The 16,936-nt window shown below is 33.1% G+C and carries 14 protein-coding genes; 2 read left to right on the top strand and 12 right to left on the bottom strand.

Features of this window, described 5'->3' with window-relative positions; translation table 11 throughout:
• Positions 1-17: 17 nt before the first annotated feature.
• From PXG98_RS10250 to PXG98_RS10215, 8 genes are all read right to left on the bottom strand, one after another.
• Positions 18-1,058, bottom strand: a complete 1,041-nt coding sequence (locus PXG98_RS10250) for a GNAT family N-acetyltransferase (RefSeq protein ID WP_276390853.1) — start codon at positions 1,056-1,058, stop codon at positions 18-20.
• A gap of 47 nt (positions 1,059-1,105) precedes the next feature.
• Positions 1,106-1,765 (bottom strand): HAD family hydrolase, encoded by a 660-nt coding sequence (locus PXG98_RS10245; protein WP_276390852.1) that lies wholly within the window; start codon positions 1,763-1,765, stop codon positions 1,106-1,108.
• Positions 1,746-2,717 carry an ATP-grasp domain-containing protein gene (locus tag PXG98_RS10240; protein WP_276390850.1) on the bottom strand — a complete coding sequence of 324 codons (972 nt, stop codon included), beginning with the start codon at positions 2,715-2,717 and terminating at the stop codon, positions 1,746-1,748. Before PXG98_RS10240 ends, PXG98_RS10245 begins: the two co-directional genes overlap by 20 nt.
• Before the next feature lie 120 nt (positions 2,718-2,837).
• On the bottom strand, positions 2,838-3,440 hold the full coding sequence (locus tag PXG98_RS10235) for a sugar transferase (protein WP_276390848.1): 603 nt from the start codon (positions 3,438-3,440) through the stop codon (positions 2,838-2,840).
• Positions 3,441-3,499: 59 nt separating this feature from the next.
• Positions 3,500-4,666, bottom strand: coding sequence for a glycosyltransferase family 4 protein (locus PXG98_RS10230; RefSeq protein ID WP_276390846.1), 1,167 nt, complete (start codon positions 4,664-4,666; stop codon positions 3,500-3,502).
• 138 nt (positions 4,667-4,804) lie between these two features.
• Positions 4,805-5,911, bottom strand: a complete 1,107-nt coding sequence (locus PXG98_RS10225; protein WP_276390844.1) for a glycosyltransferase — start codon at positions 5,909-5,911, stop codon at positions 4,805-4,807.
• A 57-nt stretch (positions 5,912-5,968) separates the two neighbouring features.
• Positions 5,969-6,877, bottom strand: coding sequence for an ATP-grasp fold amidoligase family protein (locus PXG98_RS10220; RefSeq protein ID WP_276390843.1), 909 nt, complete (start codon positions 6,875-6,877; stop codon positions 5,969-5,971).
• An 11-nt stretch (positions 6,878-6,888) separates the two neighbouring features.
• Positions 6,889-7,980, bottom strand: coding sequence for a glycosyltransferase (locus PXG98_RS10215; protein WP_276390841.1), 1,092 nt, complete (start codon positions 7,978-7,980; stop codon positions 6,889-6,891).
• A 282-nt stretch (positions 7,981-8,262) separates the two neighbouring features.
• Between PXG98_RS10215 and PXG98_RS10210 the strand changes: the two genes are divergently transcribed.
• Positions 8,263-9,726: a lipopolysaccharide biosynthesis protein gene (locus PXG98_RS10210; RefSeq protein ID WP_276390839.1), complete on the top strand. Its 1,464-nt coding sequence runs from the start codon at positions 8,263-8,265 to the stop codon at positions 9,724-9,726.
• Between the two features lie 25 nt (positions 9,727-9,751).
• Positions 9,752-10,861 (top strand): CapA family protein, encoded by a 1,110-nt coding sequence (locus PXG98_RS10205; protein WP_276390837.1) that lies wholly within the window; start codon positions 9,752-9,754, stop codon positions 10,859-10,861.
• 172 nt (positions 10,862-11,033) lie between these two features.
• Here PXG98_RS10205 and PXG98_RS10200 read toward each other — a convergent pair whose 3' ends face one another.
• The 4 genes from PXG98_RS10200 to PXG98_RS10185 form a co-directional block, all read right to left on the bottom strand.
• Positions 11,034-11,972, bottom strand: a complete 939-nt coding sequence (locus PXG98_RS10200; RefSeq protein ID WP_276390836.1) for an ATP-grasp fold amidoligase family protein — start codon at positions 11,970-11,972, stop codon at positions 11,034-11,036.
• 16 nt (positions 11,973-11,988) lie between these two features.
• Complete coding sequence (locus PXG98_RS10195; protein WP_276390835.1) at positions 11,989-13,155, bottom strand: O-antigen ligase family protein; 1,167 nt, start codon at positions 13,153-13,155, stop codon at positions 11,989-11,991.
• A 419-nt stretch (positions 13,156-13,574) separates the two neighbouring features.
• On the bottom strand, positions 13,575-14,669 hold the full coding sequence (locus tag PXG98_RS10190) for a glycosyltransferase family 4 protein (RefSeq protein WP_276390834.1): 1,095 nt from the start codon (positions 14,667-14,669) through the stop codon (positions 13,575-13,577).
• A 292-nt stretch (positions 14,670-14,961) separates the two neighbouring features.
• Positions 14,962-16,764 carry an Ig-like domain-containing protein gene (locus PXG98_RS10185; RefSeq protein ID WP_276390832.1) on the bottom strand — a complete coding sequence of 601 codons (1,803 nt, stop codon included), beginning with the start codon at positions 16,762-16,764 and terminating at the stop codon, positions 14,962-14,964.
• Between the last annotated feature and the right edge of the window lie 172 nt (positions 16,765-16,936).

Here is a 16,936-nt window from a genome sequence, read left to right as displayed (position 1 = left end):
AATATTATCCAATACTTCTATTTTTCACATCGATAGCAGGGAAAATAATCTCCACAATCTTTTACAAAATTTTGACACATTCCTTGTTTTTTTAATTGTACAAGTTCGTCGTAAACTTTTTGATTTGTAATATAACGCCAGAGCTTAAATGGTCGGAACTCGTGGGAGAAGCTGGACTTAAATTGGAACAGATTGTCTTCTTTATTACCTACACCGCCACCAAGATTGTAATGGCTGTAACCTTCCTTGCTGCCTATTATACGCATTTCATCTAGAAGTAGTTTTAATGGATTTGAAGATTGGTATTTGTTCTTTGTGCCGGCAAGATGGTATTGGACAATTCTATTCTTTTTAATGAACATAGCACCTCCCATAACTTCCCCTGATTTAGTATCGGTTGCGAGTAATATATCCGTTTTAAAAGAATTGCTCCCAATTAGGGAAAAGAAATATTCCTCCGGGAAATAATAATTTTTATTTGCATTTACCCTACACATATTTTCATAGTACATTTCTATGAAGAGCTTAACATCTTGTTGACTTGTTGCCTTGCGAATACTACATTCTCTTCTGTACTTATTTATATAAGTTCTTAGGCGTTTTTGGTAATGACTTTTCTGATAATCAATATCACTGGTAAGATCAATATTTACTATTTTGCCGTGAACTCTGATATCGCCTAAATTGTTTAGTACCAGCTCCTGATAGGGTACAAAGGCGTTTAATCTAGAAAAAACGGATACAATTTTATTCAGTTGGAAAAGTCCTTTTAGTTGTATTTCAAATTCTCGATTGTCGAAAGTGGAGGAGAGGCCATTTGTTATAGGACCTGGGTAACCGTAAACAGAGGTAGCATCTTTGTAAGGCGTGCCTGGAATATTTCGAACTAATAAGGGTAATGCGATAATATGGCCGTTTTCTTCAAACTTTATCAGGTAGGGTTTCTCATTATCATTTTTTGCTATATGGTGATAGTCATAAGTGTGATAAAAATCAGCATCTTTTATAGATTCAATTACAGAGCACCAGTCCTGTTTATTTTCGATCAAAGTTATCATTAGTAATAGCTGATTTGGGTTTAAACAAACTATTTGCTTAGATATTCTTAGTTTTTTAAAACAATTTCTTTAAAAGATTCTATCAGAATGTCAGGTGTATTTTCCTTATTAGTATACTGATAGCTGTTAGAATGAATATTTAAACCGTTATCTAATAGTCCAACGGTTGTCCAACCCATTTTATTTGGTGTTATGAAGTCTTTTTTAAAATTATCTGCAATATAGTGGTAATGTTTAGGTCCAAAATGGTCTTCCATTACTTTGAAATTATTTGGATGGGGCTTTTCCGTGCCAAGTTCTTCCGAAACTACAATCTTTTGAAAATAATCATTGATGCGTAAAGATTTAATTTTATTGCGTTGTGTTACGCTTCTTCCGTCTGTAATTATTCCCATCAAAGCTCCCTTTTGTTGTACAGAATTTAAAAAAGGAACTACGCCGTCAAAAGGTACTATGGCTGGTTTGTGTAGTCTATATGTTTTTACTAGATCGTCTAATGAAATATTATATGTACCCGACAGGAAGCTAAAAACATTCTCTTTATTTCTATAAAGAGAAAACATCTTGGAATATAAAAGCCTCCATGAATGCGGTTCTAGTTCGGAGGCGATAGTTTTATAGGCAGATTTTAGATAGTCTATTTCATTATAAAGCGTGTCGTCCAAATCAAAAATTAGGACGGATTTGTCATTTACTTTTATATCCATGTACTAAGACTTCATCATCATACCTAATCATTAATAGATCTTTCTCCCAAATTTCAAATTGATCTTCAATGGCTAAATCCAACAAGTATTCCTGTAATATCCATTTGGGGAAATTGGCACCTGCCAAATAGGAGAGGGGATAACCGCCACCAAATCTGGGGTTTATTTCAATTCCAAATACATTTTTGTTCGCCTTATGTCTAAACAACTGTAGAGTTAAACAACCAACAGCACCATCAATAACAGAAAGACGTTCTCTTAAAAATGGGATTAACTCGTTAAATACAGTTAGGCCCTTATTAACTTCTCCATCACGAACTGAAATCCGCTTTCTAGGAACAACACATTTTAATTGATTGTCTTGATTATAGTAGAGGTCGCAAGTGAATTCGTCGTAGACATCATGGTCTAAATATTCTAGGAACATTAATTTCTTATTCTGAAAATAAGCATCTTTTAACTCCTCTTCTTTTTTTACTATAAAATTATCAATGCTTCTACTTCCATCAATCGGCTTTATAAATAATGGGAGGTCATAGTTGTTCTTATCAAATTCTTTTGCAACAGGAATGTCTCTGTTTTTGAAGAATTTGTGCACTTCTCTTTTGTCTCTACAAACGGAAACAAACTCAAGAGAGGAAATGACTACCTTAATACCTACTTCTAGAAATAGTTTTTTGTTTTTTGCCAACAACAGTAGTTCTGTATCTATTGTTGGAATAATCATTTTAATTTCTTCCTCTAAACACTTTTCAATAAGGATTGAAATATAGTCTTCTTCTTCCACAAAAGGTACTCGAAAATAACCGTCAGCGACAAGGCAGGCAGCAGATAAATTTGGGCGGGCATCTGCACCAAATACCTTCCCGGATGGGAATAACAATTTTAATTCCTTTTGGAATGCTTTTAAAAGCGAAACGCGTCGTCCTATGGAAGTAATTAAAATGTTCATGCTCTCGCTAGTTAAAATAAGATAAAAATCTGAATTAGAGGTCTTTCTTTAAAACGGATTAAAGTATAAAAAAAATGTCAAGTAAGTATAGGTATTTGTTTAAAGGATGGATTTTCTCTTTTAACTTCCATTAAACTCTTCCATATTCAAAGAATCTGAAGAATTAACACCTTCTTTTATCAATACTTTTTTAGCAGTTAGGAATAAAATTTTAAGGTCGAATAGAAATCTGACACGATCCACATAGTAGACATCAAAGTCAAATTTTTGCTCCCAGGATATAGTATTTCTCCCATTTACTTGTGCCCATCCGGTAATACCTGGTTTAACTTCATGCCGCCTTTTTTGAACAGAATTATAAAGGGGCAAGTATTTTACAAGAAGAGGTCTTGGTCCTACTAGGCTCATATCTCCAATAATGACATTTAGTAATTGGGGAATTTCATCAAGTGAATACTTTCTCACAAAAGAACCTACTTTTGTGATTCGCTTATCAAAAGCTAGTAAGTTCCCATCCTCATCCGTTTTATCATTCATTGTTTTGAACTTAATAATTGAAAAAATTTTTTCGTTTTTTCCTGGTCTGTGTTGAAAGAAGAATGGCTTCCCTCGATTAGCGAAAAAGAGAAAAATCATTACTAATATAAAAAGTGGCGACAGCATTAGGAATAACCCAATACCGAGAACAAAGTCTATAAGTCTTTTGAAAAATAGTTTGTACATACGTTTTTGACTTTATATCTAAGGTAGGAGTCCTTAAAAAAAGGCCTCTAAATCCCTATTTAAAGAATAAGATCCAAGTTGGTTAATTCTTTTTCAAGACTTCGATTAATTATATGCAATAAATCAGCATTTATTATATCCACATTAAAACGCTCCTCGGCATATTTTCTACTTTCCATCCCATATTCCTTAATTTTAGCAGGATTCTCAAGGAAGAATTGCATGGCATTCTGCAAGGACTTTTGGCTTTTTGGGGTAATTAGAATTCCATTGGTATTTTCTTTGATAGTTTCTCTACATCCAGGCGAATCGGTAGTGATAATTGGCATTCCTATGGATAATGCCTCTAAAATTGATCTAGGGATACCTTCTCTATAAAAAGAGGGTAATACGAAGATGTCCGAATTACTTAAATACTTAGGGACATTCTTTTGATTACCATGATAGACTATAATATTCTTATCAGCCAGTTCTTGAATCTCCTCGAGTTTAATTGCCGAAGGAGATCTATCAGGGCTGCCAATTACGTGAAATTCTGCTTTAGGAAATAGTTTTTTTAAGTTTTCAGCGGCTTGGAGATACAAAGAGATTCCCTTCTCCTCTATAAGTCTGGCCACCATTATAAATCTTATTACTTCAGAATCGTTTGCATTTTCTCGATAAGGATATTTACCAAGATTTACACCAGAACCGCTTACAATGGCAGTTTTTTGGGTGTTAGATAACAGTTTGTTTTCAACAAATAACCTTAGATCATCTCTGTTTTGAAAGATGACAACCTTATTCTTTCTAAGGGCAAAGCGATACATTTTTTTGGTAAGCTTTTGAAGCATAAGCGCCTTTTTTGAATTGCCACTAAAGGTAAATCCCAAGCCCGTAATTAGAGAAACAACGGGAATTTTTGCCCATCTACCAGCAACCGAACTATATATAGTGGGTTTAATAGTATATGGAAATATGATGTCTATATTATACTTGTCCACAATTTGTTTTAGAGACATAATAGACTTAATATCCTTAAACGGATTTAAACCTGTTCTCGAAAGAGAGAAGGTTAGGGGTATGGCCCCAAGATTTTTAAGACCCTCCTGAACTTCAATCTCCATATTTGGTGCGGCTGCGTATACCGCATAATTAGATGCATGCAGGCTCTTAATAAAATCTCCTCTAAAATGAATTAAGGAACGAGCAGCAGATCCTACGAGTAGTATTCTTTTTTTAGTCATATAAGGAGGACTGATGATAAGACAAAGTTAAAAATATTTAAATGTGCTATTATCTAAACGCTTAGCTTTTTCATTAATTGTCAAAGAATATGAAGCGGGAAGTAAAAGATAGTCATAGTTTTTTAAAACCATTTTACTTTAGCCTTTTGTTCCGGATACTTGGTTTAAAATAGCCCTATAAAAATTTTCCCACGACCTTTGTTCCAAATAGTAATCAAAAACTGATCGATTATCCTGTGAACTAGCAGAAATGCATTCGATTATAGACTTGCCTAAAGCCATTTCATCCTCAGTGATGCATGTATATATACCAGGAATAGAATCTATGTCCCCTGCCGATAAAGTACAGACAATTTTCTCGTTTACAGACATCATTTGTAAAAGTACATTTGGAAATCCTTCAATTCTTGAGGAAATAACACAGGCTTTAGCCTTATGAAAATACGGGTATACATTTTGGACATATCCTGGCAGAAAAACTCTGTTTTCTAATTTAAGATCATTGATCTGCTCTTCTAATAGCTTTCTATCGGGACCTTCTCCTAAAATAATAAGGCTAACCCCTTCTAATTCTTTTTGATACTTATTAAACGTATTAATTAAAATATCAAAACCTTTTGCGGGTGCAAGCCTGCCGGCGGCTACAAGGAAACTAGTTTTCTCAAACTTCGAAGGCAGGGGGTCTTTGGGAGACTTTGATTTATCCACCTCAAAGGGGTTGGATATTACCGTTAGATTTAACTTTTTAGTTAATCCTGGTTGTGCTAAGACTAACTGCTCTTTCATATAAGTGGTCTGACAAACAACTAAAGACGAATATTTGTATCCTAAATGATAAAAGAAGCTGTAAATCTTTGACTTGTATCCTTTTAGAAGTTTGAAAATAGAGTTTGATTCTCTTAAGATTACAATAGGGTTACCTAACAGGCCTAATCTTTTTGCAAAGCCAATTGTTCCGTTAATGACAGATTGTGAAGTAAAGGTATAGTCGAACCTGACTTGATTATTCCTGAGGAGATGCGGTAATAACCATAAGACTCCTTTAAAATAGTTATTAAAAGATAGGTAAGTAATCTCTACCTCAGGTCTCAGATGCTCCCATTGTTCGCTATATTTCCTTGTAAGAATGATAACATGACACTTCTGTTTTTTCTTAACTAAGAATTCAACAAAAGTTTTGGCTATCAACTCTGATCCATGTAAGGTATCGGCGGGAATAACAAAGAGCCATTTTTTTTCGTTCATTTTTAGTCACTAAGGAAGGAGAGTATTAAAAAAATTTTTGTAGTCATTGTAAAATGATTAATTCGTCGGTAACTTCAATAAGTCGCCAAAATAATAATCCCACTTCTGGGGCACAAATCTTGCAAAACCTGATGCTGGATGAAATGTCATTTCTCCGAAATAAATATTTTCTCCAACGGTATATAAGTCTACTCGAACGTATAAAAAATCTTTAGCCAATATCTCAGCTATTTCTAGCATTTTATCATAATTCTTGGGTTTAATTTCTGGTTCTCTGTTTGGGTAATAATTCCAAGTAAAATCCAGATAATTCCATTCACGGTCATATAGATTTCGCTTATGATTTACTCCACGTTCCATATCCACTTGAATCATTCCAACCTTTCCATTAAAGCAGTGAAATTTATAATCACTCGGAATTTTGTTGTGTTCATCCAAAAGTAATTTTTCAATAACAAACCGAGGTTTTATTTGTTCATATTGCCATTCTACCTTACCGTCGCCATAATTTTGACTTAATTGTGCTTTAAAATCTTCTTTTACCTTGACCCAATCTATTTCCGATTTATTTCGGATAATATATACACCACCACTAGAATGGTTAGATTTAATAATTATCGGATAATTTGGTAATGAATCGGGTCGTAAATCTTCTACATCATCGGAGCTTAGTATTAAAGGGATTAAATAAGATTCACCTATTTTTTTTGCAATATGACTTCTAACTTCATACTTGTCGGCGCACTGTATATGTAGTTCACTTCGGTCATTTAGCTTTAACCATTGTATTTTTTCATTAAAAGATCTTGGGTTATCAAGGTCTAGCGCATAGCCAGCTAGAATTCTAAATCGTAATTTAAGGAGAAGATCTTGAGGAATTAGCGCGCTACTGAAATTTAAAATCGGTCGAATTATTGCTTGGGCCGTTTTATTGGAGAGATAAAATTTTTTAATCGAATTAATCAATGTAGTAGTGTTTAGATAAGGTTAAAAATTTTTCCTTTAATGAGATTCATAAAAAAGTTTTCATAGTTACTTAGAATTATCTCTTCGGAGTATTTATCTAAAACCGAAGAACGTACAGTCTCCGGGTTCCATTCTTGTTTACATGCAAGTTTTAACTTTTCTACAAATTCTACTTCGTCACGGGCGATATAGCCATTGACTCCGTTTTGGATAATTTCATTGATACCGCCTAAAGCATCAAATGCTATTACTGGAGTACCTACTGCGCAGCTTTCTAAAAGCGCATTTGGAAAACCTTCAACATATGAACCTTGAAGAAAAATATCACTTTGTGCCAAATAATTCTCAACAGAGTCCGTGAAATCAATAAAGGAAACACTATTGCTCAAGCCCTTTTGATCAATATAGTCGATTAAATCATCTTTCTCAATGCCTTTCCCAACTATTGTATAATGAAATGGTTCTTTGAATTTAGCTAATGCATCTATTATTCTAAAATATCCTTTCTGTGGTCTTAATCTTCCTACCGTAATAAAAGAGACCTCATTTTTAGTCTTTTGCCTTACTTTTAATTTAAATTTTTTCGTTACTGGATTGTTTATAACGACTGTCTTATTTTCAGGATAAGAAAAATTTTCTACCAAGTCCATTTTCATATCAATAGACTGACAAATTATTGCGTCTAATAAATGAATTTTAACCTTATCCGCTAAGGATTGATCTTTGACCTTTTTTTTCTTATACCCAATTTTTCCGCTTCTTACAATAGTTTCTCTGCCAACAAATTTGATTTGTGGGAATAATAATGAAATTAGAGATGTCATTACGTTTAGATGAGCCATAGTGCTCATTACGACATCCACTTCATTTCGCATAATAAACTGGACTATGGAGAAAAAACTGTTTTTTACTCTTTTTTTGTTTAGAAAAGTAACAGGAACGCTATTGATATTATAACTTTTGTCGTCTTTTGTACCTATTATTAGTAAATGCGCTTGAAATAGCTGTTTATCTATATTATCAGCTATGTAAGAAACAACTCTTTCAGCTCCTCCAGGCCTTAAGGATGGAACAATAAAAACGACATTAATTTTTTTTCTCATGCTGGGTATTAAGTGTTATTATTCTATTTACACAACTAAATAACTATTTAATTAAATTATCTAGATAAACAAATTACCAACTTTGTCGATTGTTATATTTATAAACTTCAAAGTTAAGAACTTATTTCACTGGTGTACATAAATAAATACTTCTAATTCGAATAGATTCTATTGATTAAGTCTAAATTTATTGTTGATTAAGTCTAAATTTACGCGCTTGGCTAATAGTTTTTATTTTGTAAACTTTTATTATTAATGTTGCATTCTTTCTAATTCAAAAAAATGAGTCTAAAATCAAAAACTTTAACTGGTATTTTATGGACATTTTCACAGCAATTCAGCGTTAAGGGAATATCTTTTGTTGTTCAAATAATTTTAGCTAGAATTTTGATGCCCGAAGTATATGGGCTCGTTGCAATTGTAGGAATTTTTGTAGCTATAGGAAGAAATTTGGTAGACGGTGGCATGACCTCTTCTTTAATAAGGACTCAGGATGCCGATCAGAAAGATTACTCGACGGTATTTTTCTTAAATCTTATGGCCAGCTTTGTTTTATATGCTATTCTTTTTTTTTGTGCGCCATACATATCTGGTTTCTTTGAGATGCCTCAGCTAACTGCTTTATTAAGGGTTTATACTTTATCATTCATAATACAGGCTTTAGGAAATGTTCAAACTACTCGCTTAACAAAAGAACTAAATTTTAAACTTCAGATGTATATGCAAATTCCGGCTACAATATGTGGAGGAATCGTTGGTATTATTTTGGCTTATAATGGATTTGGAGTTTGGAGCTTAGTATTGATGTATTTAACTACAGCCACTGTATTTATGGTTCAACATTGGTTTAGAACTGACTGGCGGCCTGATTTTGTTATCGATAAGAATAAATTAAAACACCATTTTGATTTTGGATATAAGGTTACCTTGTCTGGATTGGTTACTACGGCCTATCACCATTCTTATACACTGATAATTGGTAAAATGTTTTCTGCGACACAATTGGGGTTTTATAATCAGGCGAATACTTTAAGAATGTTCCCGGTACAAAACCTCACAACAGCATTACGGAAAGTTACATATCCAGTTTTTTCTTCCATACAGGATGATAATGTACGTTTAAAGGCTATGTTTAGAAAAATAACTGCATTAGTCTTTTTTGTTGTAACTCCAGTTATGCTTTACTTGGTGATTGTAGCGGAACCCTTGTTTCGATTTTTATTAACAGAAAAATGGTTGCCTGCGGCCCCATATTTTCAAGTATTGGCTTTAAGCGCTATAGTATATCCCCTGAGTATGTACAATTTAAATATTGTTCTTGCAAAGGGTAGAAGTGATTTGCACTTAAAAATGGAACTAATAAAGAAGTTGAGTTCTATCATGTTTTTACTTCTAATAATACCCTTTGGAATTTGGGGTGTAATTTATGCTCAGGCAATTAGCATGCTTATACACGCATTTGTAAATACCTTTTTTTGCGGAAGGCTCATAAACTATCCAGTTCGGAATCAAATAATCGACGTATTTCCAATATTTTTATTATGCTTCGTTTTAACAGTAATTATGTTTTCTTTGAATGTTTTATTCTTTAGTAAATTTTTGGAAAATGATTTAGTATTAATAATTACGAATTTTATTTTATATTTTGCTCTTTATTTATTGTGCTCGAAATTACTTCGATTTAAGGAGCTAAAGGAATTACTTAAAATTGGAAAACAAGGGTTCCTTAAAATAAGAAATAAGTAATAATTTCCAAAATTATAGTACCATCATGAATATAAAAATAACCGGGGATTTAGTTATAAATAAAAGCTATACCCTGGATTCTGATGTCATTGATTTTTTTAAAAATTCTGACCTGAATATTGTAAACTTAGAAGCTCCGGTTACTACTACAACTTCTAAAATTATTAAAACGGGTCCCCATTTAAAATCAGATATAGAATTAACAAGGAAGATATTAAAAGAACTGAAGGTAGATTTAGTAACCCTTGCCAATAATCATGTTTTGGATTATGATCATCAGGGAATTAAGGATACACTTCAGTTCTGTAAAGATTATGATATTAATACCGTAGGAGCCGGGACTAATTTAGAAAATGCGTCGAAAACCTTTTATTTTGATACAAGTGTTGGCAAAATTGGGATAGTCAACTTTGCAGAAAACGAATGGGCTAGTGCTACCGAGAAAAGGGCAGGGGCAAATCCAATGGATATTATAGATAATGTAAGACAAATAAAGGAGTCTAAGTTAAAAGCCGACTATTTATTTGTTATTATTCATGGAGGGCATGAATATTATAACCTACCAAGCCCTAGAATGCAAAAACAATATCGATTTTATGCCGAATGTGGTGCAGATTTGGTAGTTGGCCATCATACCCATTGCATCAGCGGATTTGAAGTCTACAAAGAAGTTCCTATATATTATAGCCTTGGAAATTTCTTATTTACAAGTGATAACAAAAATGACGATTGGTACACTGGGATGGTCTTGGAGATTGAAATTAAAGACCACAACCTAACTACCAAATTGTTTCCAGTACAACAGCAAAAAAGTACTTTTGGATTAAGTATGTTACATGGACGTGAGAAAGATATAGTCTTAAAAAGAGTTTCCGCTTATAATAAAATTATCTCCGATAAGAAGAGTCTATACAAAGAATGGAAAAAGTTAGTGGATAATAAATACAATAATTATATAAATCGTTGGTCTGCATATGCATATATTAAAAATAGATATGTTAGCGGAGTTTTGAGAAGACTTGGATTTACAGGTTTAAATATAAGGGCAATTGCAGCTCAATTAAACCTGATGCGTTGCGAAGCACATGCGGATTTATCAAAAGAAGTGACTCAAAAATATTTGGAAGACAACTAAGCCTATTAAATTATTTTATAGGATGAAACGGCGATACATTTAACTTTAGTTGTGTTAACCATTATTTTATATTCACATTTTTTTATTGAAAAAGGCACCAAAATTTCCTTAATAAGAACAGACTAATGATGTTATTTTAATTAATAACGAGTTAGCTTTAATTCGAATTCTATTAACGATTATTTAAAACCAATTCTTTACCAAGTATTTCGTCCCATTTTTTTGGTGTAAAAGGTTCATTTCCACCACCATGATGAAAGGTTAGTTCTCCGAAATACAATGTTCCATCAACATCGTACCAATCTACGCGGACATAACAGAAAGGTTTGGCCAAAATCTTGGAGAGTTCAATCATTTTCTCTAAAGTCACCGGTTTATCAATGTCTTCTTTTGTCGACTCAGTAAATCCACCATCTTTATTAGGCATGTCCCATTGGTATGGTTCTCTTTTCCAATCGGTCGAATACCAATTGCGATAATGCTGGGATGTTCCTCTACCCATATCTACCTGTATCATTCGTACTTTGCCATTAAAGCAGTGTAATTTGTAATCAAAAGGAATATTTCCATTCTTATCTTGTAATAATTTCTCAACAATAATTCGTGGTTCGATGGCCTTATATTGTGATTCCTTCGATCTCCAGTAATAATTCTTTTTCAAACGATTTTTTAGTTCTATTTGCACCTCTCCCCAATTTGTTTTATTCTTATCCGTGACAAATATTCCTCCACTGCTATCGTGGTTTGCTTTTATTATAAAGGGAGTGGTTGGCAGGTTCTCGGGTATAATGTTCTCAGGTTTTAGTGTGTGGTAATATAATGGTACTAAATACTGGTCTCCAATCCTCTCGTTAATATACGCTCTAACGGCATATTTATCTGCGCATTGAGTGTGTAAGGGAGTGTGATTATATAGTTTAAGCCAAACAATTTTCTCATTCAGGCTAATAGGATTATTTAGATTAAGTCTGCGTCCATGTTTTTTTTGAAACCTTTTTTGCAATACAAGTTTTTTTGGAACCATGTGATATTTAGACCAGTTATAACAGTATCTCACGAAGTTACCCATTAGGGTTTTGTGGTAAATAGTTTTGTGAATGGTAATTGCCATTTATCTTTTAGGTTATTTAATTAGGGAGGGTGGTAGGAGGTTTATTATTGGGTAAATTTAAGCTTGTATTCTGAACAGAAGAAAGCTCTTCCAGTCTAAAATAGACGAACATTGAAACAAAAACGAAATAAAAAACGGTAAAGTATTGATGACTAGTCATTAAGGCTAATACAATTACTAGGGTAATATAAAAAACCTCAGGTTGGGTTTTAAAGAAAGTAAAACTCTTGAGTAATAAATAACCATAAATACCCAGCATCACGAGTAAAGGTATTACACCTGCCTCGCCAAAAATCATTAAAAATGAGTTGTGCGCACCAGGTTTTCCCTGATACTTTTTTGATAGCTTTAAATAACCATTTCCAATAAAGGGTTTATCTAATGCCATATCATAATAAAGGCTCCATGTTTGATCTCTTGTATCTTTGCTAATAATTTTCGTTTTTACCTGCTCTGATCCAAAAATACTTTGGAATGCGGAGAAACGATCCTTGTTTAAAGTCATACTCTCAGCAAATGCTAAGACTAAAATTATTACAATGGCTCCTATAGCTGGTACTCTTATGTTCTTCTTGCTCTGAATTATTGCAAATAAGCTAATAACGAGCCATACGACAATGAATGTTCTTGAGAAGGTTAATATCCCGGCTAGGGTAAAAACGAATTGTCCAATTAGTTTCCATGCTTGTCGGGAAATAGAAAATGAAATCGCATAACCAACCAAACATATTTGTCCTGCAAAATTTGGGTTTAAGTAAAAACCACTATATCTGCCATAAGTGGCACTGAAATTAGCATTCGCCGAAGGGAATATAATGGCATTTATAAGGACACTTAATCCTCCTAGTAGAAGAATTAAATATATGTCTTTTGTGGTTGTTCTTTTTATTACTTCTGCACCACAGACTACCACAATCATAAATCGAATAAACTCCTTTACGAAATAATTACCCTCGTCTAAATGAGTATAATTAATTGCCCCTATTAGAAAATAGAGTAAGCCAAGGATAATAAAAGGCAAAAGAGGTTTATTCCTATCTTTTACAAAAAAAAAGAAGACAATTAATAGTAAGGAGGAAGCATAAGAAGTTAAGGATCCTAGAGTGCCGCCAAAATATGCCAACGAATAACTGGGTATATTACAGAGAATCAAAAATAAAATTGAATATTTTAAAAAATTCATTATCATACTTCTGTGATATGGGTATTTAATTTTAAACGTATTAGAAATTATATTTACAAAGAAACTTCCTTTGGAAATTAGCATTTTGATACAAGCCTAAAACAAAAACAATTAAGAAGGTGATATCTCTTTTAGAACTTCCTATGACTGATTATAATTGGTAATATCAAGATTCTTTTTATCACAAATTTCAATTCCTTAGTAATTCCTAAGAGTCTAAAATATAGCACCTCAAAAGAATTGCAGCCTAAATTAGCGAGAAAATAAAAATTGGTGAATTAAAAAAGACAAAATTAACAAAAAACCTGCTGATGCGACGATACACCAGTATATACTGTTATTTAGCTTTTTAGTTTACTTGTATGATTGACAGCGACAATTTACTAAACTCAAAATGAAATCCTTGATTGTTTAAAGGATTATTGTAAACAGTTGCTAATTAATTGATTCCATTTCTCTGCAACGGTGTTAACTTCAAGCTTTTCCACCGCTTTTTTTGCCAGTTTACCAAAAGCCTCAGATTCCTCGGAATCATTCATTAAGACGGATAATTTTTCAGCGAAGGCTTCATCATCGTTCATTGGAACCAAATATCCATTTTTACCGTCTTCAATCAATTCAGAAGGTCCTGTGGGGCAATCTGTTGAAACGCAGGCCAGGCCAAAATGCATGGCTTCAATCAAGGCATTGGGAAAGCCTTCGTATATAGAACTAAATGCAAATATTCTAGACTTATTGTAAAGGGCATAAATGTTTTTCTGACGTCCCAAGAGCAATACTTTCTCTCCTAAGCCTAATTCCTCAATTAATTTTTCGTATTTCTCTCTATTTGATCCTTCGCCTGCTATAATTAACTTCCAATCAGCTTTTTCGATGCGAGCAAAAGCTTTTATTAAGACATCCTGAGCCTTTTGATCTGTTAACCTCCCGGCATTCAAAATTAGATTCTCTTTTTTAGTATTGGGATTTCTCTTATTAGTCAATTCTGGTGAAATTGGATTTGGAAGAATACGTAGTCGGTCTTCTTTTATTTTATCAGAATAAAAGCTCTTGATAGTCTCCGTCTGTACTACTACAAAGTTGGCCCTAGGATAAGTGAAAGATCGCATCAAATCCCAAATTTTTGAAATTTTTTGGGAGTATGGATTATTTCTTTCACTTATAATCACTGGTAGATGACAAAAATTAGCGACTAAGGTGGTAATAATATTGGCTGAGGTTAAAAAGCTAATTAATAAATCGATCTTATGCTTTTTTACAATGGAATGGATTCTCCTTATTAAAATGTAATTACTTTTTATTGCCTGAAATACACTTTTGCTTGGATCTATTTTATCTACACAGTTGATTAAAGTAATATTTTCGTCTAAGTTGTAATATCTTTTAGTTTTAGTAAAGGTGATTATAAAAACATCATAATGGCGTACTAAGGCATTCGCGAGCACTGATACTACGCGTTGGGCACCGCCCATATTTAATGCAGGTAACACAAATGCGATTTTGGGTTTGCTCATTTCTTTAATATTTTAAGCATAACTATTTCGATTATAATTATAAATTAAATAGTACCAAACAAATAATTAATAATCTTCTCAAAAATAATTTCAGATGAATAATATTAGTTTTTGACAAATATCAGTTTTAATATCATTTGTTATAAAAAAACGCGTTCAGTGTCTAAGAAATTAGTCGTAAAAGGCCATAGGCTTATTTCACCGCGCTATCTCATTGCTTCCGATAAGATATTCGCTAAAAAAAAAGAGACTTAAATAAGCCTCTTTTTTATAGAATATATAAGTATTATAGTTAATTGATGGTTAGATAATGTAAAAATTCTTCCAAGTTTGTAAAACCATCCCCATTAATATCTAAACTTCCATCATCAGTGTCGTTAGGATTTAGATCATTACTCTGTTCCCAGGAATCATCAATACCATCTTTGTCTGTATCCTGATAACTATTAGTAATTTCTGTATAATCATATCCTCCTGCTGCAGCAGTAGAAGATTTTAAGGTGCCAGATAAATTCTTAACATCATTTACTATTCTTTTATCGATGTCGTCGCGTAATATCGAAGCACCAACATTGTTCAGCAAAGAATTTTCTACTTCATCTGCGTTTAATGCTTGAATACCCGAATTGAAGATCTTATTATTAACCAAGTACGAATTAAGCTGTGATTCAATTGTTATATTACCTCCATCGAAAAGATTATCTGATATATATGCCTTAGTTAAACTAGCTTTTCCATCAGGACAATTGTTGACGGACGCCTCCAGCTTAACTGTCTTGTCACTGACAGGGGTGTTAGGATTAGATTTATATACATTTCCAACAATATCAAAAGCGTTCTCATAAGTTGGTACGGTTGCCGTTCTAAAGCCGTATAGAATATTATTAACCATCTCAAAATCACTGGTACAAGTCGAAGAGCGTATATTTCTGGTACTATTATGGGCTAATAAATTTCTGTAAATTGATATATTTTTGGCATTTTGCCATATTAGTAGACCATAACCAGTTGCTATGTTTTCCGCAATTATAGAATTTTGTATAGTAATATTTCTTACCGAGCTATTACTTCCTACACCACCAATGTTTAGGTTTTCGTCAGATGCCCAGGCGATACTGCAATGGTCTACTATTATATCCTTAACCTGAGATCCATTAAAGGCAACTATTCTTAAGCCGTCAGTAGCTTCATTATTAGAAATGTTTCCGGGTCTAATTTTTAAGTACCTTACTATGACATTGGATGCGGAAATTCTCAATTCGGCTCCTTTTATTGTAATACCAGTACCTGGTGCTGTTTGACCCGCAATAGTTAAATTTCCTGAATTAGAGGGTATCGATAAATACGAATCACATTCGATTGTCCCGCCTACCTTAAAAACTATAGTACGCGTCATGGTCATCGTTAATGCTTCGCGTAAACTGCCAGGGCCACTGTCATTTAAATTAGTTACCTCTACAATAATCCCGCCTCGGCCTCCAGTAGCATTTTTTCCAAAGCCTTCAGCTCCGGGAAATGCTTTTAATTCTCCCAGTTCCTCCGAAATCTTATTTGGATTTTCCGTGATGGCTACGCTTACTGAACCAGTTTCTTTCCCTACAGAGCCATTAGATTTAATGAATTCTGTAGTATAGGAAAAATTATTTACATTATTTCCTGTTACAGTAGGTATAAAGGTTAAGGTATTATCACTATTTATAATTACCTCTCCATTAGTTGGTTGTGTTGTTTCAATAATAGTGGCTGTCTCTTTATTAACAAATGTATCGTTGGCCAAAACATCCAGCACTATACTTACCTCCCCAATAAGTTCAAAATTATCATTAACTATTGTTCCATCATTATCATTCGATCCAATTATTTCATTGGAGCCCGAATTCTCATCACTTACAATAATTTCTGTGATTTCTTCCTCGGAATTATTTACTATTGCCACTTGGTAAGCATCATTTCGTATTAAGTTTTCAATTACTAAATTGGAATCTTCAGAAATATAATCAGTAAATAAATCTGAGTCCTTAGAACAGGAATAGAACGTAAGAAAACAACAAAGAAAGTATAGCACGCTTTTTGGGGTTAAGGCGTTGAATTTCATGTGTAAGATAGGTTAAGTATTCGTATTATTAGATTTGGGTTCTATAAATCTATCTAAAAAAACTCAAATCATCGTTAAAAACTATTGTATTTTCGATGAAATACATTTATTTATTTAAATACTTGGTACGCAAGGTTGGAGGGGTTTGGATTTTTGAAAACTCTATATTCGA

Source organism: Eudoraea chungangensis (genome assembly GCF_029360665.1).
In the GTDB taxonomy this organism is placed as follows: Bacteria; Bacteroidota; Bacteroidia; order Flavobacteriales; family Flavobacteriaceae; genus Eudoraea; species Eudoraea chungangensis.
The sequence above is the reverse complement of the archived record's forward strand: the minus strand, read 5'-3'. Positions and strand labels throughout refer to the sequence as shown.